Annotated in this window: 16 protein-coding genes; 12 read left to right on the plus strand and 4 right to left on the minus strand. The window is 58.3% G+C overall.

The features are described from left to right. Positions 1-198 precede the first annotated feature (198 nt). A complete protein-coding gene (locus IPK79_09200; protein MBK8190608.1) occupies positions 199-1,191 on the plus strand; it encodes a DUF1731 domain-containing protein in 993 nt (330 codons plus the stop codon). On the opposite strand, the gene IPK79_09205 is transcribed toward IPK79_09200, so the two are convergent. After that, positions 1,176-2,360, minus strand: coding sequence for a hypothetical protein (locus IPK79_09205; protein ID MBK8190609.1), 1,185 nt, complete (start codon positions 2,358-2,360; stop codon positions 1,176-1,178). The two genes, IPK79_09200 and IPK79_09205, sit on opposite strands and share 16 nt — an antisense overlap. Further along, entirely contained in the window at positions 2,344-3,498 is a 1,155-nt protein-coding gene (gene ruvB / locus IPK79_09210) for a Holliday junction branch migration DNA helicase RuvB (protein MBK8190610.1), read from the minus strand. The genes IPK79_09205 and ruvB overlap by 17 nt, the downstream gene beginning before the upstream one ends. 478 nt (positions 3,499-3,976) lie before the next feature. Between ruvB and IPK79_09215 the strand changes: the two genes are divergently transcribed. The 7 genes from IPK79_09215 (at position 3,977) to IPK79_09245 (ending at position 16,885) form a co-directional block, all read left to right on the plus strand. Further along, the gene (locus tag IPK79_09215; protein ID MBK8190611.1) at positions 3,977-9,022 is read left to right on the plus strand and encodes a hypothetical protein; all 5,046 of its coding nucleotides are present in this window, start codon (positions 3,977-3,979) and stop codon (positions 9,020-9,022) included. Positions 9,023-9,172: 150 nt separating this feature from the next. Then, positions 9,173-9,964 carry a ribonuclease III gene (rnc, locus tag IPK79_09220; GenBank protein MBK8190612.1) on the plus strand — a complete coding sequence of 264 codons (792 nt, stop codon included), beginning with the start codon at positions 9,173-9,175 and terminating at the stop codon, positions 9,962-9,964. Between the two features lie 63 nt (positions 9,965-10,027). Further along, positions 10,028-10,207: a hypothetical protein gene (locus tag IPK79_09225; protein ID MBK8190613.1), complete on the plus strand. Its 180-nt coding sequence runs from the start codon at positions 10,028-10,030 to the stop codon at positions 10,205-10,207. Positions 10,208-10,510: 303 nt separating this feature from the next. Continuing rightward, complete coding sequence (locus tag IPK79_09230; protein ID MBK8190614.1) at positions 10,511-12,487, plus strand: hypothetical protein; 1,977 nt, start codon at positions 10,511-10,513, stop codon at positions 12,485-12,487. An 81-nt stretch (positions 12,488-12,568) separates the two neighbouring features. Next, complete coding sequence (locus IPK79_09235) at positions 12,569-14,152, plus strand: O-antigen ligase family protein (GenBank protein MBK8190615.1); 1,584 nt, start codon at positions 12,569-12,571, stop codon at positions 14,150-14,152. Continuing rightward, complete coding sequence (locus IPK79_09240; GenBank protein MBK8190616.1) at positions 14,152-15,738, plus strand: oligosaccharide flippase family protein; 1,587 nt, start codon at positions 14,152-14,154, stop codon at positions 15,736-15,738. The genes IPK79_09235 and IPK79_09240 overlap by 1 nt, the downstream gene beginning before the upstream one ends. Positions 15,739-15,820: 82 nt before the next feature. Beyond that, complete coding sequence (locus IPK79_09245) at positions 15,821-16,885, plus strand: glycosyltransferase (protein MBK8190617.1); 1,065 nt, start codon at positions 15,821-15,823, stop codon at positions 16,883-16,885. Positions 16,886-17,013: 128 nt separating this feature from the next. On the opposite strand, the gene IPK79_09250 is transcribed toward IPK79_09245, so the two are convergent. Beyond that, positions 17,014-17,817: an RDD family protein gene (locus tag IPK79_09250; GenBank protein MBK8190618.1), complete on the minus strand. Its 804-nt coding sequence runs from the start codon at positions 17,815-17,817 to the stop codon at positions 17,014-17,016. Positions 17,818-17,975: 158 nt separating this feature from the next. On the opposite strand from IPK79_09250, the gene IPK79_09255 reads away from it, so the two are divergent. Continuing rightward, a complete protein-coding gene (locus IPK79_09255) occupies positions 17,976-18,962 on the plus strand; it encodes a stage II sporulation protein M (protein ID MBK8190619.1) in 987 nt (328 codons plus the stop codon). Here the strand turns inward: IPK79_09255 and IPK79_09260 are convergent. Beyond that, positions 18,959-19,210 (minus strand): hypothetical protein, encoded by a 252-nt coding sequence (locus IPK79_09260; GenBank protein ID MBK8190620.1) that lies wholly within the window; start codon positions 19,208-19,210, stop codon positions 18,959-18,961. The genes IPK79_09255 and IPK79_09260 overlap by 4 nt on opposite strands. 347 nt (positions 19,211-19,557) lie before the next feature. On the opposite strand from IPK79_09260, the gene flhA reads away from it, so the two are divergent. The 3 genes from flhA (at position 19,558) to IPK79_09275 (ending at position 23,417) form a co-directional block, all read left to right on the plus strand. Next, on the plus strand, positions 19,558-21,684 hold the full coding sequence (gene flhA, locus IPK79_09265; protein ID MBK8190621.1) for a flagellar biosynthesis protein FlhA: 2,127 nt from the start codon (positions 19,558-19,560) through the stop codon (positions 21,682-21,684). A gap of 19 nt (positions 21,685-21,703) precedes the next feature. After that, on the plus strand, positions 21,704-22,129 hold the full coding sequence (locus tag IPK79_09270) for a hypothetical protein (GenBank protein MBK8190622.1): 426 nt from the start codon (positions 21,704-21,706) through the stop codon (positions 22,127-22,129). 175 nt (positions 22,130-22,304) lie between these two features. Further along, positions 22,305-23,417 (plus strand): hypothetical protein, encoded by a 1,113-nt coding sequence (locus IPK79_09275; GenBank protein ID MBK8190623.1) that lies wholly within the window; start codon positions 22,305-22,307, stop codon positions 23,415-23,417. Positions 23,418-23,447 lie beyond the last annotated feature (30 nt).

Here is a 23,447-nt window from a genome sequence, read left to right on the forward strand (position 1 = left end):
GCAGATTGATCCTGTTCGACTCTCTCAGCCTTATTATAGCGGCAGATGCCCAAATGCGCGCGCCCGATGCGTGCGTCAAGTCCTAATCCAGACTTGCGTCATGCGCTGTGGCGCGCGCGTTGCCGTGCAGGCGTTTCCTCGTTAGAATAGGCTTTTCCCGCGTTCTCACGTTTTTAATAGGGAGGCCTTGCGCCCACGATGAAAATCCTGCTGAGCGGTTCCTCGGGCTTTGTTGGCAAGGCGCTTTGCGAGGCGCTGGAACGCGATGGCCATACGATATTGCGTCTCGTGCGCCGTGAGCCGCGCCATGAGCTTGAACTTCGCTGGGATCCGGCGGCGGGCGAGATTGATGCGGCTGCGCTGGCCCGTCTTGCCCCCGAGGACGCCCCCCTTGACGCTGTGATTCATCTGGCGGGAGAGTCCGTGTTTGGGCTCTGGACCAAGGGGAAAAAGGCGGCCATTCGCAACAGTCGCCTGCAAGCGACCCGATTGCTGGGCAAAACCATCGTGTCGCTGCCCATCAAGCCCAAGACGTTTATCAACGCGTCGGCCATTGGCTACTATGGTCATCGCGGCGATGAATTGCTGACTGAGCTTAGTTCGCCAGCCGCCGCCGTCGATCGCCAGCCGCGCGTGTCGCCGATGCCTTTGATAGACCCGCAATGGGGCGGGCGTTTCCTGTCACAAACGTGCATGGACAACGAAGCTGAAGCGCAGGCGGTTCTGACCTCGGGCGTCCGGCTGGTTAATCTGCGATTTGGCATGGTGCTGGGTCGCGGCGGCGGGGCGCTGGCCAAAATGCTGCCGGCCTTTCGTTTGGGCGTGGCGGGGCCGCTCGGCTGGCGCGGCGCTCAATATATGAGTTGGGTCAGTCTGACGGATCTCACGCGGGCAATTCAATTCGCCCTGCAAACGCCTGAACTGCGCGGCCCTGTGAACGTCGTCGCCCCTCAGCCCGTTTCCAATCGCGATTTTACGACGGCCTTGAGTCGTCGGGTTTTCTGGCTGCGCCCGTTGGCGGGAATCGCCAATCGTTTCGCCGTTCCGGCTCCGGCGTTAAAGCTGGCATTGGGCGAGTTTGGTAATGCGCTATTGCTGTCCAGCGTCCGCGCACAGCCAACGCACTTGCAGGAAGCCGGTTTTGCTTTTGAACATGCGACGTTAGACGCGGCGCTTCAGGCCGCTGTTTGAGGTGTGGCCTGCCCGTGCGGCTCTTGTGAACGCTGATGCGCTTTCGCTCGCAGCGCCGCCCACGCCGTGACTGGTAATGAAACGCACGCGGCAATCATGGCGGTTAAAATCCAGCTGATCCAGCCAACGACGTCTTCCTGATTGAGCAGCGCGCTTTGCGGCGTCTGTCCCCACACCAGCGTCAACGGCGTGACCAGCGCCATTGCAATTAAAAATGTCGCGCCCAGCGTAGATGCCAGCGGGGAGCGTCCCAGGCGCAGGGCTTGCAGCCAGGAGATATCAGCTTCCTGTTGCTGAATACGTCGCCAATGACAGGCGCTCAGAGGAGCGACGAGCGCGGCGCTCCAGAATAATCCCGCTAAGAGATAGAGTGCGCCGGTTTTGGCGGGCGGCCAATTCATCATGGATTCCGTCATGGCGCCGCTGAGCGGAGCCCACGCCATAACTGCCGCCAGAACGGCTGTCCCCGAGAGGATGGCCGTGATGCCGCCGAGGCTATACAGGAAGCGCGCGCGGGGAGAGCCCATGCCGCAGAGTCTCGCGACGCCTGCCAATATGGCGAAGAGGGCGAGGATAGCGATCAGCAGCGCGCGCCACTCGTCGCCCGGCGTTTCAAGGGCGCTCAGCATGTGTTCCCGAGTCAACAGCGCGAGGGCGCCTGCGCCGCCCAGAAGCCACAGGCTGGCGCTGCCGCCTGTCAGTATCAAGAGGATCAGCAGGACGCCCGCAAGCAGGAACAAGGCCGGCGCGCGTTCGTAGTCGCTGAGGAGGATGCGGGCGGGCTGGTTGGGCTGAATCTCGTATTCGAGCGTCACGCGCGCGCCCGGTGACAGCGGCGGCGCTTGCGCATTGACAAGTCGCTCGACGCTAACCGTCTCGCCCGCTAAAGCGCCGCGTACGATGCGGACCCGGGCGGTTTCCAGATATTCAGACGGGCCCAGCGCCGCTGCCAAATCCGGGCGCTCGCTTCGTAATTGCGCAGGGGGGATGCGCTGCGCGTGGAGGACCACGCCGCTCAGGGTTTCGCCAACGCCTGGCAGCGTATCGTCTTGCTCCGGCTGCGCGCGTGAGACGCTGATGAGCAGACAGGCGAGCATCAGCGCAAGCGTCAACGCTTGTCGATAGACGCGCCGAGTGATTCTAAGACTCTGGCTAATTGTCTTTGTCACTCCCGTATCCGTCATGCGCGTTTGCCCAAAGCCGGGTCTGCGTTACCAGCGGAGATTCTGGCGTCTGGGCGGGCGGAAACCCCAGATGACGGCGCGCTGCGGCGGTCGCCATCCGTCCGCGCGGCGTTCGGTGCAGGAGTCCCGCTTGCAAGAGATACGGCTCGCAGACGTCTTCCAGCGTGCGGGCGTCTTCGCCCAGAGCTGCGGCCAGAGTTTCCAGCCCGACGGGGCCGCCGTCGAAGCCTTGAATCATCGTTGACAGTAATTGGCGATCCGTCGGATCGAGCCCCAGCGCGTCAATTTCAAATAGATCCAGCGCAGCATCAGCGCAGGCTTTATCAATAGCGTCGCAGCGGCTGACGGCGGCGTAATCGCGCACGCGGCGTAACAGGCGATTGACGATTCGCGGGGTTCCGCGCGCTCGTAAGGCGATGGCCCGCGCGCCGCAGGGCGACAGCGCAATACCCAGAATCCCGGCTGAACGCGTCAAAATCTGCTGGAGTTCTTCAGGCGAGTAGAACTGAAGCCGCCACGCCATGCCGAAACGATCGCGCAGCGGGCCTGCAATGGAGCCGGCCTTGGTGGTGGCGCCCATCAAGGTAAACGGCGGCAGGGGCACCCGCAGGATTTTGGTTGCCTGGCCCTTGCCAATCGTGCGATCCAGCATGAAATCTTCCATGGCCGGGTACAGGATCTCTTCGGCGACTTTATTGAGGCGGTGAATCTCATCGATAAACAGCGTTTGCCCCGGCTCGAGCGACATGAGCAGGCCGATGACGTCGCGCGGCCTCTCCAGGGCAGGGGCGGAGGTGATGAGAATCCCGGCGCCCATCTCATGGGCGAGCGCCATGGCAAGCGTGGTTTTTCCGAGGCCGGGGGGGCCGTAAAACAGGGTGTGCTCAAGGGGTTCGTTACGTCCCCGGGCGGCTTCCAGACTAATGCGCAGTGTTTCTTTCAGGGCGCTTTGCCCGATGTATTCATCAAGGGCGCGCGGTCGGATGGTCTGCTCCAGGCGCTCATCTTCCGGCGATTCCTGCGCGCGAAGCAGGCGGCTGCGTACGGGCGTTGAGGCCTGCGTGTCGTCCACAGCGGCGCGCGGCTCTTGCGGAGCGGACGAACTGCCAAACTGAACCGTCATGCCTCGGAACATCTCTCTTGAGTCAACAGATTCCTATTTTAGCACCCGCCCGGCTCGCTCTGCTGCGCGCGGGGCAACGTCCCTGTATTTTCAAGCCCGTTTGGCGGCGTCTTTTCGTGTGCGGCGCTTATTCTGGGGCCGCTTATTTTGGCGTCAGGCGTTTTCTCCGCGCTGACATCGTCGTGAATGGACAGACGAGTATCGCGTATCGCCCGCAACATATGAGGAAAAAAGGGAGAGGGTCGTGAACCACTTCTATTAGAAAGACTTTGAGCAGAAGCCTATCAGCAGTTTGTAACGAAATTTTATTTACTTGGCGTGACAAGACACAATTTTTTTTTGGAGAGGGGTTTCATTCATGGTAATAGCGGGTGATATATATTTTTGGCATACTAATGTTGCCAAATAGGCCGCTATCCGCCGCATTTTTCAGGTTGTCAGGTGATCAAAAACCTTCCATAGAAAGGAACGGTGACTCATGCATCAGCCGCATCCCAAAGCTTTTTCGCGCTTATTCGGGTCTCTGGCGCTTGCCATTAGCATTAGTGTCAGCTCCGCCGCGCCTATCGTCTTCGCCGCGCCCGGCGAGGTCAATTCGATTAACAACGGCCAAAACGTGGCCGGTGGTACGTATTACAACACGGCAGGCGACAAAACCACGTTTGTCAACACCAGTGGAACAGGCCTGTATCTCAAAAGCGGCGTCACGGTGACGGGGTTGGAATCCGATGCAGCCGGTAACCCTACCGGCAATGGCGGCTGGCTGCATTTCTATGCGCCGGGCCAAGCGGTTCGCCTCGATGGGACGATTAACGTCAGCGCCTTGATGAGTAAAGGCGGCTATGCGGGCAATGGCGGTCGCGTTACGGTGGATTCTGCCTTGCTGTATCAGAACGGCGCCATTTTCGCCAACGGTAAAAACGGCGGGGCCGTACAATTTAACGTCGGTTCGGCGCTGCTGGGTCCGACAGCGCGCATTGATGCGCGCGGGTTCGCCCAGAACGGCGAGGGCGGCTATGGCGGATCCGTCTCGATCCATTCGCCGGGCGCGGTGGATATTCAGCGCGGGGCGATTGTTGATACGTCGGGTCGCGTGATTGGCACCTATGACACCAATATTATTAATATAGAAGGCGGGCTGATTAACCTCGAAGGCGTGCTGCGCGCAGACGGCGTGGAAGTGGTCGACGTCCCGGCGCGAATTGCTTATGAAGGGGAAGGCGGCCCGAATAGCGCGCCCAGCGGCGGAACCATCCGCCTGGTGGCCAGCGGCGCAACGAAACCCGCTTGCCTGACGGATTGCGTGCTGGAGAAATCGCCGATTTTTACCGCCTCTGAGCGTGACGCTATCGCCTTACGGCAACAAACGCTGGTGAATAATCACGATGGCGATATTAAAATCGCTTCTGAGGCGCTTGTCAGCGCCGATGGCGATACTTTGCAGGATGGCGGGACCATTATTCTGTCGGCGATGCGTCACGTCGCCAATGATGGAGCGGTTCACGCCAATGGCGGCGACGGCCTTCTATCTGCTGAATCCGAAGGCGCGACGGCTGACGGCGGCCATGGCGGGACGATTGCCATCACGGCAGGCCACAGCGTGTATAACGGCGGCCTGATTCAAGCCAATGGCGGCGCGGGCGGCGGGAGTCCGTTTTCGGATTTCGTCAGCGTTGAGAACCCCAGCGGTCCGGCCCACGCGTCAGCCTTTGCGTCTAGCGAAGAGACAACGGCGGCGACCGGCGGCAATGGCGGCCTCATCGCCTTTAGTTATCACGATTCGCTGGTGAATTCCGGCGTGATCCAGGCCAACGGCGGCGCGGGCGGTCAAGGCGCGGGCGCTTACGCCAACGCTTATAGCGCGGGTATCGCGGCCAATGCGGTCGCCAGCGCTATTGGCGGCGTCGGCGGCCAGGGCGGCCATGGCGGCTTGATTGTCCTGAGCGGCTATAGCAACCCCACCGGCGGCGGTCGTGTGGAAGCCAACGGCGGAGAAGGCGGGCAAGGCGGCGACGCCACAGCCATCGCCACCGCGCGCGGCGAGCGCTCGGCTAGCGCCACTGCCAATGCGATTGCAGGCGCTGGCGGCGAGGGCGGCGCAGCGGGGCTGATTGTTGCGCCGAATCCGGCGACTTTTGACGCGGATCAAGTTCATCACAGCGACAATGGCGCGCAAGGCGCCGCCGGGCGCGCGCTGGCCAAGGCCGACGCGACCAGCGGGGGAGTGAGCGACGCTACTGCCAACGCGACCAGCGGTTTTAAGGGCGTGGCGGACGCGATTGCCTTCGCTTCGCAAGAAGACGTCGTGCTGGGCGGCGATCCCAATGCGACGGCCAATGCCCTTGCGGGCGATTATGGCGTCGCTAATGCCCTGACATCCGCCATCGGGCGCGATGACGCCAACGCGACCAGTCATGCGCTCGCCGGGCAGTTCGGGAAGGCCGATGCGCGGGCGACTGCCTATTCTCAAGAACAAAAGGCCAACGCCAATGCGGGCGCGCTCACGACGCTGGGCGGCTGCTCTGTTGCCAATGCCTATGCGCTGTCCTTCTACGCAGCCAAAGCCAACGCCGCCGCCAATACCGGCGCTTCGGGCGTTTCGCTGGCAGATGCTCTGGCCAAGAGTCTGAATGACAATGCGGACGCCAAGGCCACGGCCAATAGCGGACAAGGCGGCTTTAGTCGCGCCAATGCCAAATCCATCGCGTTTGTCGATGCCTTTGTAGACGCTTCGGCCAATGCGGGTCAAGATGGATATGCCGAGTCCAACGCGATCGGCGAGGCGGGCGATGATGTCCGTAAGCTGAAATCAACCGCCAATAGCGGACAGAACGGCGTTTCGATCGCGACCGGCCTTGCGAATACGTCTGAAGGCAGCGGCCACGACGTCAGCGACTTTTCTGTGAGCGCTAACAGCGGTCAGGACGGTCAATCGCTGGCAAAGGGTCAGATTTGCGCGGGCGGCGACGTGACGGCGGATGTTAAATCCAACGCCGGACAGTTCGGCAAAGCGTTTGCTGCGCTCACCGCGCACGCGGGCGATGACATTGAAAAAGCCGCTGTTTCGGCGACCGTCGGCGACGCGGGTTTTGCCAAGGCGAGCGGCGAGGTGACAGCCTTCGACGAGGTGAAAGACCTGCGCGTTTCCGCTCTCGGCGGGCGCGACGCCGTTGCGCTGGCGCATGCGCTTGCGACGGCGAACAATGACGTCAAAAAATCCGATGCGCTTGCGACTGTCGGTGAGGGCGGTTTCGCCAAGGCTGACGCGTGGGGAAGCACTGGTAATGGCGCGGACGATGACGCGGATGTCAGCGCCAAGGCTTTGAGCGGCGCTCACGGCGTCGCGCTGGCCGAAGCCCATGGATTCGGCGGCGATGACATTACCACCGATGCCAACGCCACCAGCGGCGCCTTTGGCTTCAGCGAAGCCAAGTCGATCGCTGAGGCGACTCACGGCGCCAATGGCGATGCCGATGCGACCGCCAACGCGACCAGCGGCGCTTCGGGCAAAGCGCGCGCGATTGCCTATAGTACATCCGGCGATGATGGCAGCGCCAAGGCCAAGGCCTTGTTCGGAGCCGGTGGCGGCGGTGAGGCGCAAATCTCCCTGAATATTGACGATGACTGGTCCGCTTCGGCCCTGTCAGGCGGGCTCTCTAACTATATTGGCTTCGGCTTCAGCGGGAAGCTTCTCGACGCAACGCGCACCAGCGGCGCCCCTGTCGGCGTCACGCCTGCCACGCCGGACGCGTCGGCGCCTGTGACGCAGATCGCTGTCTGGACGCCTGCTTCTGCGATTCCGTCCAGCGGCGGCAATGGCATTGCGCAGCTTCAGCGGAACGAACTCGCGCTGAACGGCCCGAATGCCATTCTTCTGTCAGTCGACGACGACGGTTTCGGCAACCTGACGTTGCTCAGCGAGCGCTTGAAAGACGCCAGGGTCCGCACGGTTGAAAACCCGCTGTCGGCCCCCGGCTGGCTGACGCACTATGCCGGCGGCGGATTCTGGAATGAAGGTTTCCGGTATTGGCCCGGCCAGTTCCGCAATCTGGTCATCGGCAGCGCCACAGCGGAAACCCTGACGCTGGATCAGCCGTCGGGACGCAGTTGGGGCGATGGCGAGGTCTTCTCCTGGCCTGCTGCGTTCAATTCGCTGAACACGCTGACGGTTCTCAATGCGGGTGATCTGGAAAATCCGTCGGAGACCGGCGGATGGACCGTGGGCCGCGCCAATGACTACTGGCATCCGTCTATTGCGGGCGGTCACCTCAGCCTGTTGTCGGTTTACGGCGCGATTCGCAACGATAACGTTCTGCGCGCGATTGGCGATGGTCTCGGCGGCGGCATCACGCTGGCGGCGGGCGGTCGTTGTCGCTCTCTGGCCGGTATCGTTAATACCAGCGTCATTGCAACCAATCCCGGCTGGAGTCTGCCGGATCATGGCGGATCGATTATCCTCAAAACGCCTGCGCGCATCGTGAACGAAGGCGATATTGACGCCAACGGCGACGCGGCGGGAGGGACAATCGTCCTGCGTACGTGCGGCGATATCCTCAATACCGGAACCATCAAGGCGATGGCCGCAGGCCTCTTCGGCCGCAGACCCTATGATCTGCTGCGCGATGAGGCGTATGACGAGGCGTATACCGATGAAACGCCTTCGCTGCTGAGCCTCTTCATGCATGCCACCGGCGGGATTATTCTCTCCGAGGCGGGCGGCGTGAACGCCAATCACGGTCAGATGCTCGTGGATGGCGACGTCTTCGGCGCTCGCGGCGATGGCGGCTATCTGCTGCAATATGGCGGTAAACGCGCCATCAATTGCGGCTTGCTGTCGGCCAACGGCAACGATCAGGGCAACGGCGGCCTTGTGCTGCTGGTCTCGGGCCGCGATGCCATTAATAATGGCACAATTCGCACGCTCGGCGGACCTGCCCCCGATCTCAACGACGGTCTCATCGTGCTGGCGGGAAATCGCTCGGTGCGTCAGGGACCGGGCTCCCAGTTGCTGGGCAATACCCGAATTCTCGTCGGCGACGGCGATGAGTCGGGTCTCAGCGCGGTGGAGTTGGCCTTGTGCAACCCGATCTCCCTTCCCGGCGGCGGACGGGGGACTCCCAAGCCTCGTGTGACCCGTGGGCCGGACTACGACGTGCTGGGCCTCTTCCAGGAGGACCGTCGCGGTCCGCTGGACAGAATCCCGACGCTGTTCCGTCTGGTGATTCGTATCCCGGATCCCGGCGTGATGCTCTCCAGCGCGTACCTGCCCGTTACGGAAGAAATTCTGGCGCTGGCGCTGGAAGACTTCCACCGGCAATTGTCGATGGGTCAGACCATCGCCGAAGCCCGGCGGCATGCGATGCTGTATCTGCGCGAAGCGGGCGTTACCCGGCAAGTGGCGCAAGCCCTTGTTGAGCGCGCCGCGCAAGGCGGGATTAAGGCCGATTCGGCCATTGTGAAAGCGCTTGAGACCATGGCTAAGGCGCCCGACTCGACAAACGGCGGCTTGCCGCTCGTTCAGTAGGCCTCCTCACGGTCTGCGCTTTCACCTGAACCGGGATGCTCCTTTTAACGGGAGCGTCCCGTTTCGCTGCGCGGGCTTGCAGTTGGCCGACGCTTACAGGGGGTATAATAAAGGTTGATTCAGTAATGGGTTGATAATCACTCGCCGGTCATGACGGACTATTACGGGATTTCTCCCGATCGAAAAGCGCAGATAGACAGTCTCCTGGCATTGCTTCAGGTGAGCTTGCCCAGCCATGAAGCGCATTACGAGCTGTATGACCACGCGCTCACCCACAGTTCCTATACCTACGAAAACAAGCTCTCATCGCTGGACAACTACGAACGGCTGGAGTTTCTAGGCGACGCCGTGCTGAAGCTCATCGTCAGCGAGTATCTGTTTGAGCGGTTTCCGGAGTATCGCGAAGGCGAGCTGACCAAGATTCGCGCCGTTATCGTCAGCGACGCGACGCTATGCCGCTTTGCCGAGCATATCCGCCTGGGCGATTACATGGTGTTTGGCGCCTGTGAAGAGCGCAGCGGCGGCCGTCGCAAGTCATCTAACATTGCCTGCTGTTTTGAGGCCCTCTTAGGGGCGATGTTTCTGGATGGCAAGATGGCCGAAGTGCGCGCCCTGCTGCTGGATATTCTGCAGGACGAAGTGACCCGCGTCGATTTAAGCCCCACCAAAGATAACTACAAGGCCGTCCTGCAGGAAATGACCCAGGCCGAAGGCGATGGCCTGCCGGTTTATCAGACCGTCAAAGAGACCGGCCCGGCGCATCGCAAGACGTTCCATATTCAGGTGCTGATTAACGGCGAAGTCTTGGGGTTTGGCAAAGGCGCCTCCAAAAAGGAGGCCCAGCAAGAGGCCGCCCGTATGGCCCTGAAGTCTCTCAACGCGCTGGACGAAGACGACGACCCGCCCGCGCTCTCGATGGCGGACGCCTCCGAGGATGATTAGCCCTTGCAAAGGCCTGCTGCACAGCATATAATAGTCTATACTTAGCTTTTTGAGGATGCTTTAATGAGTTTTGCGGTCTCATCAATGTTTGCCCAGCTCAGGGGAGCGCAATCCTCCACGGGTCCTCGTTTTGGCGCTGGCGCCGCACAAACTGCAGCGGCGGAAGCTAGCCTCGACGGATTGAAGAAAATGAAAGAACAAAACGTGAAGTCTTTCGCCACGTTTCTGGACGTTACCGCTTAAGACGCAGGCTGGGGGATTGAGGGCAGGGGGAACGCCGCAGGCGTTATAGACTGGTTTAAACGCAAAGTAGGGCTTTGGTTTTGCGCAGCGATGCGTCTGCCGCGCGCAATAGGCCTGTGACAGAAGATGTAACGCTTTTGTGATGCGTTTCGGCGTGGGCGCAATTTTGGCCTGCCTCTCGTTTTTATTATTTCAAAAGTATATACTATTCTTATCCCTTTGCATTGAATGCCCGTTTTTGTGAACGCTTTTGTCCCCGTCCTGTTCTGAGAGATGCGACCTGATATAAAGGAACTCCCTTTTATGGCCCCCAAGACGATCTCCATCCTGCTGAAAAGTCGCTTTTACCGCGAAAACGCCCGCCTGATGGCCGGGATTACCCTGTTCATCTGGTGCTGGATGCTGCTGTATACGTTCTGCTTCTATCGACCGACGTATACTTCCGATGCATGGGTGATGATCAAGGATTCGGCGATTACCTCGGGCTACGTTCAGGCGGAAACTTACGTGGCGGAGAAAACCACGTCGTCCAACGCCGCCAACCCCGTACTCAATACGATGGGGCTGCTGAGTTCGGCGCGGATTATGGAAGAAGTCTACGCGTTTTTACTCAAAGAATATCCCAACGAACTCAAACGTATTGGCGTTGAAACCAAACAGGATTGGCAAAATTACTACAAAGACGGCTCGGCTATCATTAAGGCGAAAAACAAGAGCGGGACCGATTTAATCAATCTGCATGTCACCTGGACCGATCCCCTGATTGCCCAGCGCATGGCGTCTGTGGTGCTGGATGCCTTCCAGCACGCAAGCCAGGAGCTGAATCAGGAAGAACAGCGCAATCGCCGCCGCTATCTCGAAGAAGAAGTCAATAAACTGGCGGGTAAACTGGAGACGGTTCGCGCGACTAAAAGCGATTTCAAGCGCAGTAATAAAACCATCGACGCTGAACGCGAGAGCCTGGAACTGACCAAGCTGCGCATGGGCTTTGAATCTCGCCTCAACGAAACGCTGGCCTCGGCTGAAGGCCGTCAGGCGGAGTTGAGCCGCTACCAGAAAATGCTGGGCATGACGCCGGAGCAGGCCCTGAAAGCCTCTGCCGTCGGCATGAATCCTACTATTTCGCGCCTGAAAAACGAATTGTATGAACTGTCGGAAACCGACGCCCATCTCTCCAGCAACCTGACCGACCGCAACCCCAAGGTCAAAGAAGTGCGCGCGCGGATGAATCAGGTCAAAGGCGATCTGAGGGATGAATTGCGCCAGACGTTGGGCCGTAACGCCTCGCTCGGCAGCCTCAACGATTCGGTGTCCGATGCGCCGCGCGCCCGCGTGGTGGGCGATCTCGTAAGCGCCCAGGCCGACGTGATCCGTCTGCGTCAGGAAGCCAACGCGTTGCGCAAGCGCCTGAGCGTCATCGACGGCAGTATTCGCCAGTTTCCCAAGGTAGAGGAAGGCCTGCGCAACATCGAGCAGACTGAAACCTCCCTGAGCGATTCGCTGGACGCCCTGCGCCGCAAGCTCACCGAAGCGCGTCTGAAAGAGGCGCAGACGCTGAGCAACGTGTTTATCGTCGACAGCGCGCGCTTGCCCCTCAAGTCGAATTTCCCGTCGAAACTGCAACTGGCCCTCCTCTCGTTGCTGCTCGGCGTGGTGGTCGGTCTGGTGAGCGTGGTGTTGCGCTATCGCTTTAATCTGGACGATCGCTTTAAAGTCCTGTGGCGTCAGGCCTCGCGCTTCCTCGAACCGGCTGCGCCCGCGACGTTGCGAGATCCTGTGGTCGGCGCCGCCGCCACAGATGCGCCGGACTCCTTCGAGAAGGCGCTGGATGATATCTTCTCGCCGCGTCAGCTACGCCAAGCAGCCAACGGCGAAAGCGAGGCGGTTGCTCCTGAAGACCTCTCGCCTGAAGCGCTGCGTCAACGCCTGGCCATGCTCAAGATCGACTACAAACGCGGTCTGGCTCGTTACGAGCAAAAATCCAAGCGTCTGGAGCAACTGGCTGGCAGTCTGGAGCTGCGCGGCGAATTGCTCGAAGACGATGATCCGCGGATGCAGACGATTTTAATGCGCGATCGCCTGATGCTTCAGGAAAAAACCGAAGAGCTTCAACGGTCCTATCAAGGCTTGAAAAAACGCGAATCCCTGATTCGCCGTCTGGAAAGCCACTTGGCCGAAGCCGATCGTATCGAGGAAATCAAGCGACAAATCCGCCAAAAATACATGCGCCAACGGCAAGAAAACCTCATTCCGTTTCGTGCGGCAAATCAGGCCAGCTAATGCCGGCGCGGCGCCTCTGCGGTATCATCATGCGTTTTAGGGCTCGCAACGCGCGGGCCCTTTCCTAAGGGACTCCTGTTTATGCACGCTTCCTCGCTCACTGATACGCTTCGCTCCGCGTGGCGCCGTCACGGCTACTGGGCGGTTCCGGTAGCGCTCGGTCTGTTGCTCCCGGCGCTTATTTTTGGGCTGCTCCCCCTGTTGGGCGTCGAAACATTGGCGCGCCTGCTGCGGTTTCCGCGTTTCTTTTTGCTGATGGGCGGAGTCGTGGGCCTTGTGGGCTATATCTCGTATTTTCGAGCCATACAGCAACGTCCGCATTGGCTGGCATTTTTTATCGTGATGGGGTGGGGATTGCTCGAATACGGCAATAACCTGCTCTTGGGGATGGGCGTCAATATCCGCTACAGCCCGCTGATTATGGTTATTTTTGTCTTGCCCGCCCTTGTTATTATCTGGCGGCATCGGCTCACGCTTTGGCGGCATACGCCGCATTTTCGGTTCTATTTGTTCTTTTTTGTCTGGCTGCTGACATATTACTTTTTCTATAATAGCCACGCGACCGATCCGCAAATGATGGCGGGCGAAGGCGGCGGCTTGCTCTCAGACGGCTCTGTGGCCAGCGTGCAGTTAACAGCTTATCTCTATTGCCTGCTCTCAATGGGCGTGGCGAGCGTTGCCATGTTGATTCAGTCTCGCCCGCGCGCGTATTTTGACGCTCTGAATAAGGGTTTATTAATTGTCTCCAGCCTGACGGCGCTTTACGCGATTCTCGGTTACCCTGTCATGCTTACCAGCATTATGCTGGATGGTTTTCAGCGCGCAACCGGCCTGTTTAATCACCCAAATCCGTTTTCGCATCATATGGGCCTCTTGATGATCTATCTGTTCGGGGTGGCGCTGTATTATCAGGGCGAGAATCACGGGCGGGTTTCCGGTTGGCTGATGGTGACGGCCATTCTGCTTAATCTCATCGCCTTTTTATTGGGCCTTTCCAAAACAGCCATTGGCGTGTTTGCGCTGTCGATGGCGCTGCTCACGGTTCTGAATCTGTCGTCTCCCATTGTGCGCCGTCACTTGCCCCGAGCCCTTGCGGCGCTGGTGATTCTACTGCCGTTGGGGGCGTTCTTATACGCGACGATTACCGGAACCAGTTTTACGGAGATTCTCGAGGCGCGCCTCGAAGCCAAAGAAAGTCTGGATTGGCGCGTCGAAACCTGGAATTACCTCATCTCCAATATTTCGGGCTGGTGGATTTTCATCGGGCATGGGTTTACGGACGCCAATGCCTGGGTGTATCAGTTGACCTATAACAACAAAACCAACGCCCAGCCGCTGATGATGGTGCATAACGGCTATATCGCCCTGCTCTATGATCTGGGCGTCATGGGTTATTTGATGTTTGCTGCCGTGCTGGCTCTGGCGTGGCGCGCGTTTCGCTTAATGAGCGCGCGTATTTGCGAGCCCGAAAACCGGCCGCTGCTGGCGACGGCATTGGCCATGGCGCTGTATTTTATGGTGGTGTGCGGCTTTGATGAAATGACCTATATGTTTGACGCGCCTATCCTGTTCTGGACGCTGGCTTCCACGCTGGTGACGCTTGCGTGGCGACTTTCTTCGTTATCGGACGAACATCCCGATACCGCGTCGTCCGGAGCGATTTGATGGCCTCACGGCGCTTTCTGGGAGGCATGCTCAGCGGCGCGGGCAGCGTGGTCGTGCGCCAAGGCTTGAATCTGGCGCTGGTGCCTGTTGTTATCTACTATCTGGGCGTCGAGCCCTTTGGCTTATACATGATGCTGGTGGGCTTGCAGGAGCTGACCCAATTGCTCGATCTGGGCTTCGGCAATGCGGCGGTGCGTCTGCTGTCCGCCACGCAGGCTGATCGCGACCGCCCCGATAATGCCCAGTCGCGCCGCGAGTTGATGACAATTGCCCATAGCCTCTTCGCCTTGCTAGGGGCGCTTGCTGTGGGGGCGGGCTTTGCGCTGGCGCCGGCTTTCCCCGTGTGGTTCGGGGTTTCACCCGCGCTGGCGGATGTCTCGCGTCTGGCGCTAATCCTCATGGCGATTGAGGGCGGGCTTACGCTTTATGTGAGTTATTTTCGGGCCTTGCTGCTGAGCCATTGCCTGCATCAATGGAGCAACATTGCCGATACGGTTTACAATCTTGTCGGTATTGGCGGCGGTCTGGCGATGGTCGCCTTCGGCTACGGGCTGCCCGGCCTGCTGGCGGCTCGTCTACTGGGCGCGCTGCTGAAGATTGCCATTATTACGACGCACGCCTTGCGGGTTGAGCCCATGGCCTTTTGGCCGGGCGTGGCTTTTTGTCGGGCGTCGTTTATAAAACTGGTGTCGCTTACCGGCCATGCCATGGCGGTGAACGTCAGCGTCATTGTGTCTCATAAGATCGACACGCTGGTAATCGGCGCGTTTCTGGGCGTTTCGTCGGTAGGTTACTACGAAATGGCCTTCCGCTTGCCGGGATCGGCGCTTCAGTTGTGCGTGCGTATCAGCGAGGGCGCGTTTCCCCTGTTCGCGCGTTTCATGACCCCTGCTTGCGCCGCCAGCGCTGATACGGACAAAGAGAAAGCGCGCCTGTTGTTCTTGCGTATGAGCGCGCTCAACGGATTCCTAATCAGCATGATGCTGCTGGCAATTACGTTTTATTATCCCGATCTGTTCCGCTTGTTTTCTGCCGGGAAGATGGCCTTGGGGCCGTCGCTGGCCGTGCTGGCCGTTTCTGTTCCGATTATCTGGAGCGGGGCTTTGCAGATTCCTGCGTGTTATTTCCTGTATGCGGCCAATCGTCAGCGTTATCTGACCGTCTCCAGTGTACTGGCGGCGCTGGCCAATGTTGTCATCAGTCTGGCGCTGGTAAAGCCTTTTGGCATTGTCGGCGTGGCGCTGGGGACGTTGATTCCTCAACTCATCCAGCATCAGTTCAGCCTGATCGCCGAAAGTTGCCGCGAATTGGGCGTCAGCCTGCGCACGTATCTGGCGGCGGTGCATGGTCCCACGCTGGTGGCGGTGCTGGGCGCGTGGGCCGCTCTGACCCTGATAGAAACCCTCTTGCCGCATGGCGGCGCGTCGCGTCTGCTTGAGATTGCGGCGACCGTTAGCCTGGTGTTGGGCTTGGCGACGTGGGCGTGGTTTACGTGGACGGCCTCTGCGGCGGAACGCGCCATGGCGCGCGATGTCTTATTGGCGCCCTTGCAACGCCGATTGCGGCGCGCGGATCCGATCCCGTGAGCTATAATCATGACGCGCGACGCTCTTGACGCTTTCCGATAGAGCCTTCTAAAGCGTCTTAGACCCGGAGCCTGACGTTTGTATGTCCTTTTCCCCCAAACCTGAAGCTGATTCTGCCGCTGACGACCGCCAACGGCCTTTGGTTTCCGTCATTATGCCGGCCCATAATGCCGCCGATTATATTGGCGAGGCCATTGAGTCGGTTCTCTCGCAGACTTATCCATACTGGGAGCTGCTGGTGGTCGATGACGCCTCGTCTGACGCGACGGGCGCCATTGTTCAGGAGTACCAGTCTCGCGATCCGCGCGTGCGGTATTTTCCCGTCGAGCGAATCGGGCATCCCGCCGGCGTGCGCAATCACGGGTTCCGTCAGGCTCAGGGCGATTTAATCGCCTTTATGGATGCCGATGACGCTTATTTCCCGGACGCGCTGGCGCGCTTGTCTGCTGTCCTGCTAGCCGAGCCGCGCGCGACGGCCGCTTTTGGGTTCGCGTCGTATATGGATGAAACCGGCGCGGCCTTCGAGAAGCAGCCCATTCTATTGACGTCGCTGGGAGAAGGGCGCGTGGGACCGCCTGCGGGCTATCCTAAATCGTGGCCCGACATTGTTTCCGGCGATATTACCTGTATGTTGCCGGGTCTGATGCTACGGCGCAGCGTGCGCGAGCGCGTGGGATTTTTCAACGAGGCCCTCTGCGGTCCCGAAGACTACGAATATTACGTTCGCCTGTATCTGGACGATTACGAAGGCGTGCGTTGTCTGCCTGCCTATATCTACCGTTACCGGATTCATTCGGCGAGTCTGACCAAGTCGCCTGAGCATGTCGAGCGCGTGCTGGAGAGCTGCCTTAAGATATTTGACTGGCTGTTTGGCTCAGAGCCTCGCTTGCCGCAGGAATGCCGCCAATACCGTTCGCAGGCTTATGCCGGGGTGTATCGCTATCTGGCGCGGGAGCGGCTTTTGAACAATCAGCCGGGCTTGTGCCGAAAAGTCGCGGCGCGCGCCTGGGGCGATCCCAACGTCACGCGCGGGCAATGGTTCAGAAAAATTTTACCGTTAACGCTTCGCTCGGTTATTCCGCACGGGTTGGACCAATGGTTCGTGCGCCTGCGCTGGCAACTGCGGCGGGCGTTAAGCGGCGCCTGATTAATCTTTTAGGGCCGTTGCGCTGGCGCTGATAATATCGCCGGTTCGCGCCAGAAGGGTTAAATCATGCGGACCTGAGTCAATTATGAGATTTCTATAAGAACAATCCCTGAAAAACTGAAATGCGTTTAAAAGCCCCGTTGTTGCTCGCGTTGGGCCTGGCGAAACCCCCAATACAGATTTTCCAGCGCCGCCCGTGCGGAAAACCCGTCTACGGCGTCGGGAATGGGCGCATGCAGCCGTTGCGTTAGATAATCCTGAATCTCTTGCGCTAACGCGTTGGCGCTCTCGTCTCGCAATTGCGCGCGGCGAACCAGAAAATCTGCGACGAGGCTGCCTTCTTCCGGCGTCAGACGCCGACCGGCTTCCTGTAAAGACGGTAGGGCGGGCGAAGGCGCTCGTATGCCCCCGGCAGCCCCTGCACTGGAGACGGGTTCTGTGGAGGGGAGGGTGACGACGCGATCGTTAATGACAATCGTACCGGCCAGAAAATCTCCGAAACGGCGCTCATGAGGGGTAAACATAATCGCGAGCAGCCCGACGCCCAGCATCCAGACGTCAATCATCCTGAACAAATTGCGGCCCAACGCTTCCCATACGCCAATGGGTTGACCATTGACGCGCACGACCCGAATGCACAGCATGGCCTTGCCAACTGAGCGCCCTTTCCAGAGCCATTCCTGCAAGAAAGACCCGCCGAAGGAGACGCAAAAAGGCAATAAATAGCTTAAGGAAGTGGAAATTTCCGCGCTAAAGGGGCGGATTTGGAATGCCAGCACAAAAGAGCCGGCCATTAAGAGCCCGAGAATCGCCAAATCAATCAGCGCCGCCATCAGGCGATTGCCCAAGCCGGCCAATTCAAGATTCACCACGGTTTGATCCGTTGTCGGCAAGGCGTATAACGAACGAATATCCTGAAACGGCGTTGACATGGGGCGGCTTTAATAAGGACTCGGGTTCGACCGGCTGAGCGATTGGCCCGCCCATCGGTTTAGAGGTATTCTAACAGAAGCGTCTCGGGCCTGAATCGCGCCCCAACGGCATCGGTTCCGTCCTTGACGCGCCAGAAGCCTGGAGATGGGATGCCCCGATGACCCAGTTTAATCAGTGGCTATCAGAGCGCGAACCGGTCTGGAAGCGTCTGGAAGAAACCCTTGCGGAGAATCAATCGCGTTTTCGGGGCGTGAATCCGCAGGCCATACGTTCGCTTTGTCTGGCGTATCGAGGCGTCGCCTCGGATTTGGCGAGGGCGCAATCGTCGCCGCAATATGCGTATCTGGCGCCGTATCTGAATAATTTGACGCAGCGGCTTCATGGCGTCACGTTTGAAACCCCGCCCGCGCACTGGCGTGGCGTGTATCATTTTATTGCCTATGAGTTGCCACGGTGTTTCCGGCGCAATCATTACTTTGTGTGGGTGGCGTTCCTGACGTTTTGTCTGGGGGCGCTCATTGCGGGGGCGACGGTGGCGTTGAACCCTTCTGCGGAAACCTTCTTTTTGCCGTCTGCAATGATCGATCAGGTCGCGCAGGGCAGGCTCTGGGTGGATGACGTCGAGGCCGCGCCCTCTAAATCCAGTTTTCTGATGACCAATAATATCCGGGTGGCGTTTCAGGCCTATGTCGGCGGGCTGTTTTGGGGCGTCGGTTCCCTGTTCGCGCTGTTTTACAACGGCATTTTCGCTTTCGGGGGCCCTCTGGCCGTCTGTATGCGTTACAACATGGGGCTTCCGCTGCTGCTATTTATGATTCCGCATGGGGTGATTGAGTTAAGCACCATTTTTATTGCTGGCGCCGCCGGTATGATCGTCGGCCATGCGTTACTGTTCCCAGGGGAGAATCCGCGATGGGCTTATGTCTACAGTCGGGTTCGCGAATCGTTAATTCTCGTTGCGGGCTGCGTGGGTTTGCTGGTCATCGCCGGGCTGATTGAGGGGATGGTGTCGCTGAATAAAACGCTGCCCGTCTGGATGCGCGTGGGCATTAGCGCCTCTTCCGGCGTGCTGTTATTTGCGTATCTGGCAGGCGCAGGCCGCAGCGCTCACGCGTTGCGCGCGCATGAGGACGATTCTCTTTAATCCTGCCGCGTGTTGATGCCATGTGAATCAGCCGCTTGCTGAGCTGTTAATTCCTGTTTGGCGATGGCTTCCTGAGCCAGCGTCATGCGTTGCTGCCGTCCCACATTGACGCCGATTGACGCGTCAATTGCATACACGGCCAGAGTGACGATAAGCGTAATGAGCAGCAGTTTTTCCACGTTGGTAATTTCCGGCTCAAGCACAGCTCGTAAGCGGCGCTGGAATTGATTTGTCACATCGAGAGGCACGGGAGGGCTTCCTTTTGGGTTCGTTGAGTCGCGTCATCAAGGGGAGAAGAACTTTTAACGCGCGTTGAGCTTCAAATCGCGATGAATCACCGGATTGGCTGTGGGAGTTTTCTCGCGTCGACTGGTCGATCAAGCGTGAGCATACCTGCCGATCGGCCGGACTCTATCCTGTCGTTAGTATAAATGCATTCGTCGTCTGCTGGACATCACCCATCAAAATGACTCCGGTTTCATCTTTCTGAGGCCGTTCATTCGCCGCCTCGTCCAGGCGGAGGAGGATTCGCATCAAAGCCGGCGCTATTCTGAACATGCGGCAGCGTGGTTTTTTCAGGCAATCAGGAACGCGTATGGCACAGCCTTTGTCTTCTTTTAACTGGCGTTCGCTCTTGCGACACAACGACATCCTGCTGGCGGTGGGGCTGGTTCTCATTGTCGCCATGATGCTGATTCCGTTGCCCGCCCTTGCGCTGGATATCCTGTTGACGATTAACATCGCGCTGGCGGTGACAATCCTGCTGGTGACGGTGTACACGCGCGAAACGCTCGAGTATTCGACGTTTCCGACGATTTTGCTGGTATCGACGCTATTTCGCCTGGGGCTTAACGTGAGCTCGACGCGCCTGATTCTGGGTCATGGCGAGGCCGGGCAAGTGATTCACTCGTTTGGCGCGTTCGTCATCGGCGGTAATTACGTCGTCGGGATGCTGATCTTTATTATTCTGGTCATCATTAACTTTATTGTTATCACCAATGGGGCCGGGCGCGTGTCTGAAGTCGCCGCGCGCTTTACGTTGGACGCCATGCCGGGCAAACAGCTCAGCATTGATGCGGACTTGAATGCCGGCTTGATTGACGAGGCTTCCGCAAAAAAACGGCGCGTGCAAATTCAACGGGAGGCGGATTTTTACGGCACGATGGACGGCGCCAGCAAGTTTGTCAAAGGCGACGCCATCGCTGGCATTATTATTGCTGTGGTGAATATTATCGGCGGGCTGATTGTCGGCGTGTTACAGATGAAAATGGGTCTGGCGGAAGCCGCCAGCACGTTTACCATTCTCACCGTGGGCGATGGTCTGGTGACGCAGATTCCGGCCTTGCTGATCTCCAGCGCAACGGGCATTCTGGTGACGCGCGTGTCGGAGACTGAAGACTCTTCTTTGGGCGATGATATCGGCTCTCAAATGTTCGGAAATCCAAAGGTAGTCGGCATTGTTGCGGCCATGATGTTACTGCTGGCCATTATTCCTGGGCTGCCGACCCTTCCCTTTATTGCGATCGGTGGGATTGCGGGTTTCGGAAGCTTCTGGCTCGTCCGTTCCCAGCGCAACCAGAAACAGGCGCAAGAGCAATTACAAGCGGTCCAGAAAGCCGAGCAGAAGAAAAAAGCTAAATCGTCAGATAACGTGATGGATCTGCTCCAGGTCGAGGCCATTGAGCTGGAAATGGGCTATCGGCTGGTGCCGCTCATTGAAGTTGAATCCGGGGGAGATTTACTGGAGCGCATCGCGCAGATTCGCCGTCAAATTGCGCTGGAATTCGGCCTCGTGCTGCCTTCTGTCCGCGTGCGGGATAATCTGCAACTAGGCCCCAACCAGTATCAGGTGAAGCTGCGCGGCGTCACGATCGATCGTGGCGAAATTATGGCCGATCGCTATCTGGCCATGAACACCGATCCCGATAACATGGAACCGCCCGCCGGCTCCATTGCCACGCGTGAGCCTGCGTTCGGCTTGCCCGCCTTGTGGATCCGCGCCTCACAAAAAGAAGAAGCCGAAGACAACGGCTTTACGGTGGTGAGCGCGTCTGCGGTCGTCTCGACGCATCTGACGGAGATCCTCAAGCGGAATCTGGCAGATATCCTTAATCGCGGCGACGTGCTCAACCTGCTGGACAATCTCAAGCGGCAAAACGAATCGCTGGTGAGCGATCTGATCCCGGATCTGCTGTCGTCGGCGCAAGTGCATGTTATTTTGCAGCATTTATTACGAGAGCGCGTCTCCATTCGCGATTTGTCTTCTATCCTCGAAGCGCTCGGCTATCATGCGCGCGTGCACAAAGACCCGGATTTCCTGGCCGAGCAATGCCGGATGGCGTTATCGCGCGCCATCTGCAAACAGCATCAGGATCCGGATAGCGGTGACTTGCCCGTGATCACCCTGGCCCCGGAAGTCGAAGAGCAAATGGCTCAAGGCCTGATGGAAGATGGCGGCTTGGCCCTGAGCCCAGCTTTTACCCAGCAGATCCTGAATGCCTTGGGCAAAGAGGTTGAAAAAGCCATTACCGCCACCGGCGTTCAACCGGTCGTGTTATGCAACGCCCAGTTGCGTCGTCCGTTTAAACGGCTGATTGAGCGCAGCCTGCCGCAAATTTCGGTTCTCTCCTATAATGAGATAGGGCCGAGCGTTAAAGTAAATGCGGTTGGATCCGTGAGAAGCGATGCGGCCCCTATTAACGCCGCCCCGGCAATGGCTTAACGTTCTGGGAGTCTGATGGATGAAACTCGCTCATAAATTTGCCGGGGTCTTCGCTTGCGGCGCTTTTATTCTCGTGAGTCTAACCACTTACTTTGCTTCCATGAATCCGATCACCCTGGTCGAAAGCGCCCTGAATCCGCAAACGATGGATGAGGTTGTCGATACGTCGCTGGAGCGACCTTTAAAAGTCCTGACGCTGGCCTTCCCCAGCGCCGTGGCGGCAGGAATTCTGGGCTATTTACTAGGCGGCGTTCTGGGAAAACCCAAGCGTCCTGTTAAGTCATCCGCCTCTAAGGCCGTGGCTGTCGAAATTGCCGCCCCGCTCCCCATCCCCGCTTTGGCGGGCGACCCTATCGAGGGTCCGTCAATGACCGGCGAAGAAACGTTTTTGGATGATGTTGCAACGCCTCCCGCAGAAGCGAGTCCTGATACGTCTCGGGTGTAGTTCAGGGGATGCGCGATAGACGGGTAAAAACCTGTCTGTGAGCCCTCTTCTTCCTGAAGAGGCAATTCGTGGCTTTATTTTGTTTTTATTATTTATGAGCGTATTCTGATCGAGCTTTTGGTCAATCCATCAATCCAGACCCGTACTCGTGAGCAGAGAGAAAGAGGATGAGACGATGGCGGATGTGAATTTTATCTATAGTACTGCAGGACGGTACGTGGGCGCTGGCGCTGCCGGAATGACCTATCAGGACTGGACGAATGCAAACATCCAGAGCGTTTTCAAAGGCGATGGCATCCATTCTTTTGGCGCAAATCGCTCTTGGGATCTGAACGCTGTCGATGGCATCCTCACTAAAGATGAAGTGAATTGGTCCATACAGGATATTAACTCGCCTGGCCGCAGTAGCAGCAGATCAGACTATAACTGTCTTAAATTCTTACAAGATAACTTTGACACCCTGGATAAGGACAAAAACGGCTTAACAGCCGCTGAAATCTACAGTGCGCTTGGGACATCCGCCCCGGTTACGACGACGACGACGACCCCTAAGACAACGACTACTACCCCAACCACTACCCCAACTACCACGCCCAGTACGACCGTCACCACGCCTGCCGCGACGACCAATACTTCTCCAGGCGGCGTGCCCAATTTTACACAGACTCACGGCGCTGCGGATGCGAACAAAGACGGTAAACTCTCGCAAGAGGAGTTGACCAATTTCCTGAAGCGCGATGATATTAGCGTCGCGGATCAGACTCGCGCCAAGTTCCTGAACGATAATTTCAGCAAATTGGATGCCAATAAAGATGGGCTGACGACACAAGAAATTACCGATGTCGCCGCCAAATCTGACGATAAAGCGGTGCTGGATAGCAAAGATCTTAGCGTTGTGGATCAAGAAGGTAAATCGAACTCGGTTATCAATTTCAACAAGACCCACGGCGCTGCGGATGCGAACAAAGACGGTAAACTCTCGCAAGAGGAGTTGACCAATTTCCTGAAGCGCGATGATATTAGCGTCGCGGATCAGACTCGCGCCAAATTCCTGAACGATAATTTCAGCAAGTTGGATGCCAATAAAGATGGACTGACGACGCAAGAGATTACCGATGCCGCCGCCAAGAAATCAGATAGTAATATTCTCGACGCTCGCGATCTGAAATCTTCAAACGGTGCGCAGATCGATAATCTAAAAGCCTTGTTCCAGATGTTCATGCAGATGATTATGATGATGTTCGGTTTTGGCGGCGGCTTTGGCGGCCAACAAGGCTACAGATACTAAAAAATGCTAACTAAAAAATTCTGCGCCCGG

The sequence above is a fragment of the Vampirovibrionales bacterium genome (assembly GCA_016712355.1).
GTDB lineage: Bacteria > Cyanobacteriota > Vampirovibrionia > Vampirovibrionales > Vampirovibrionaceae > JADJRF01.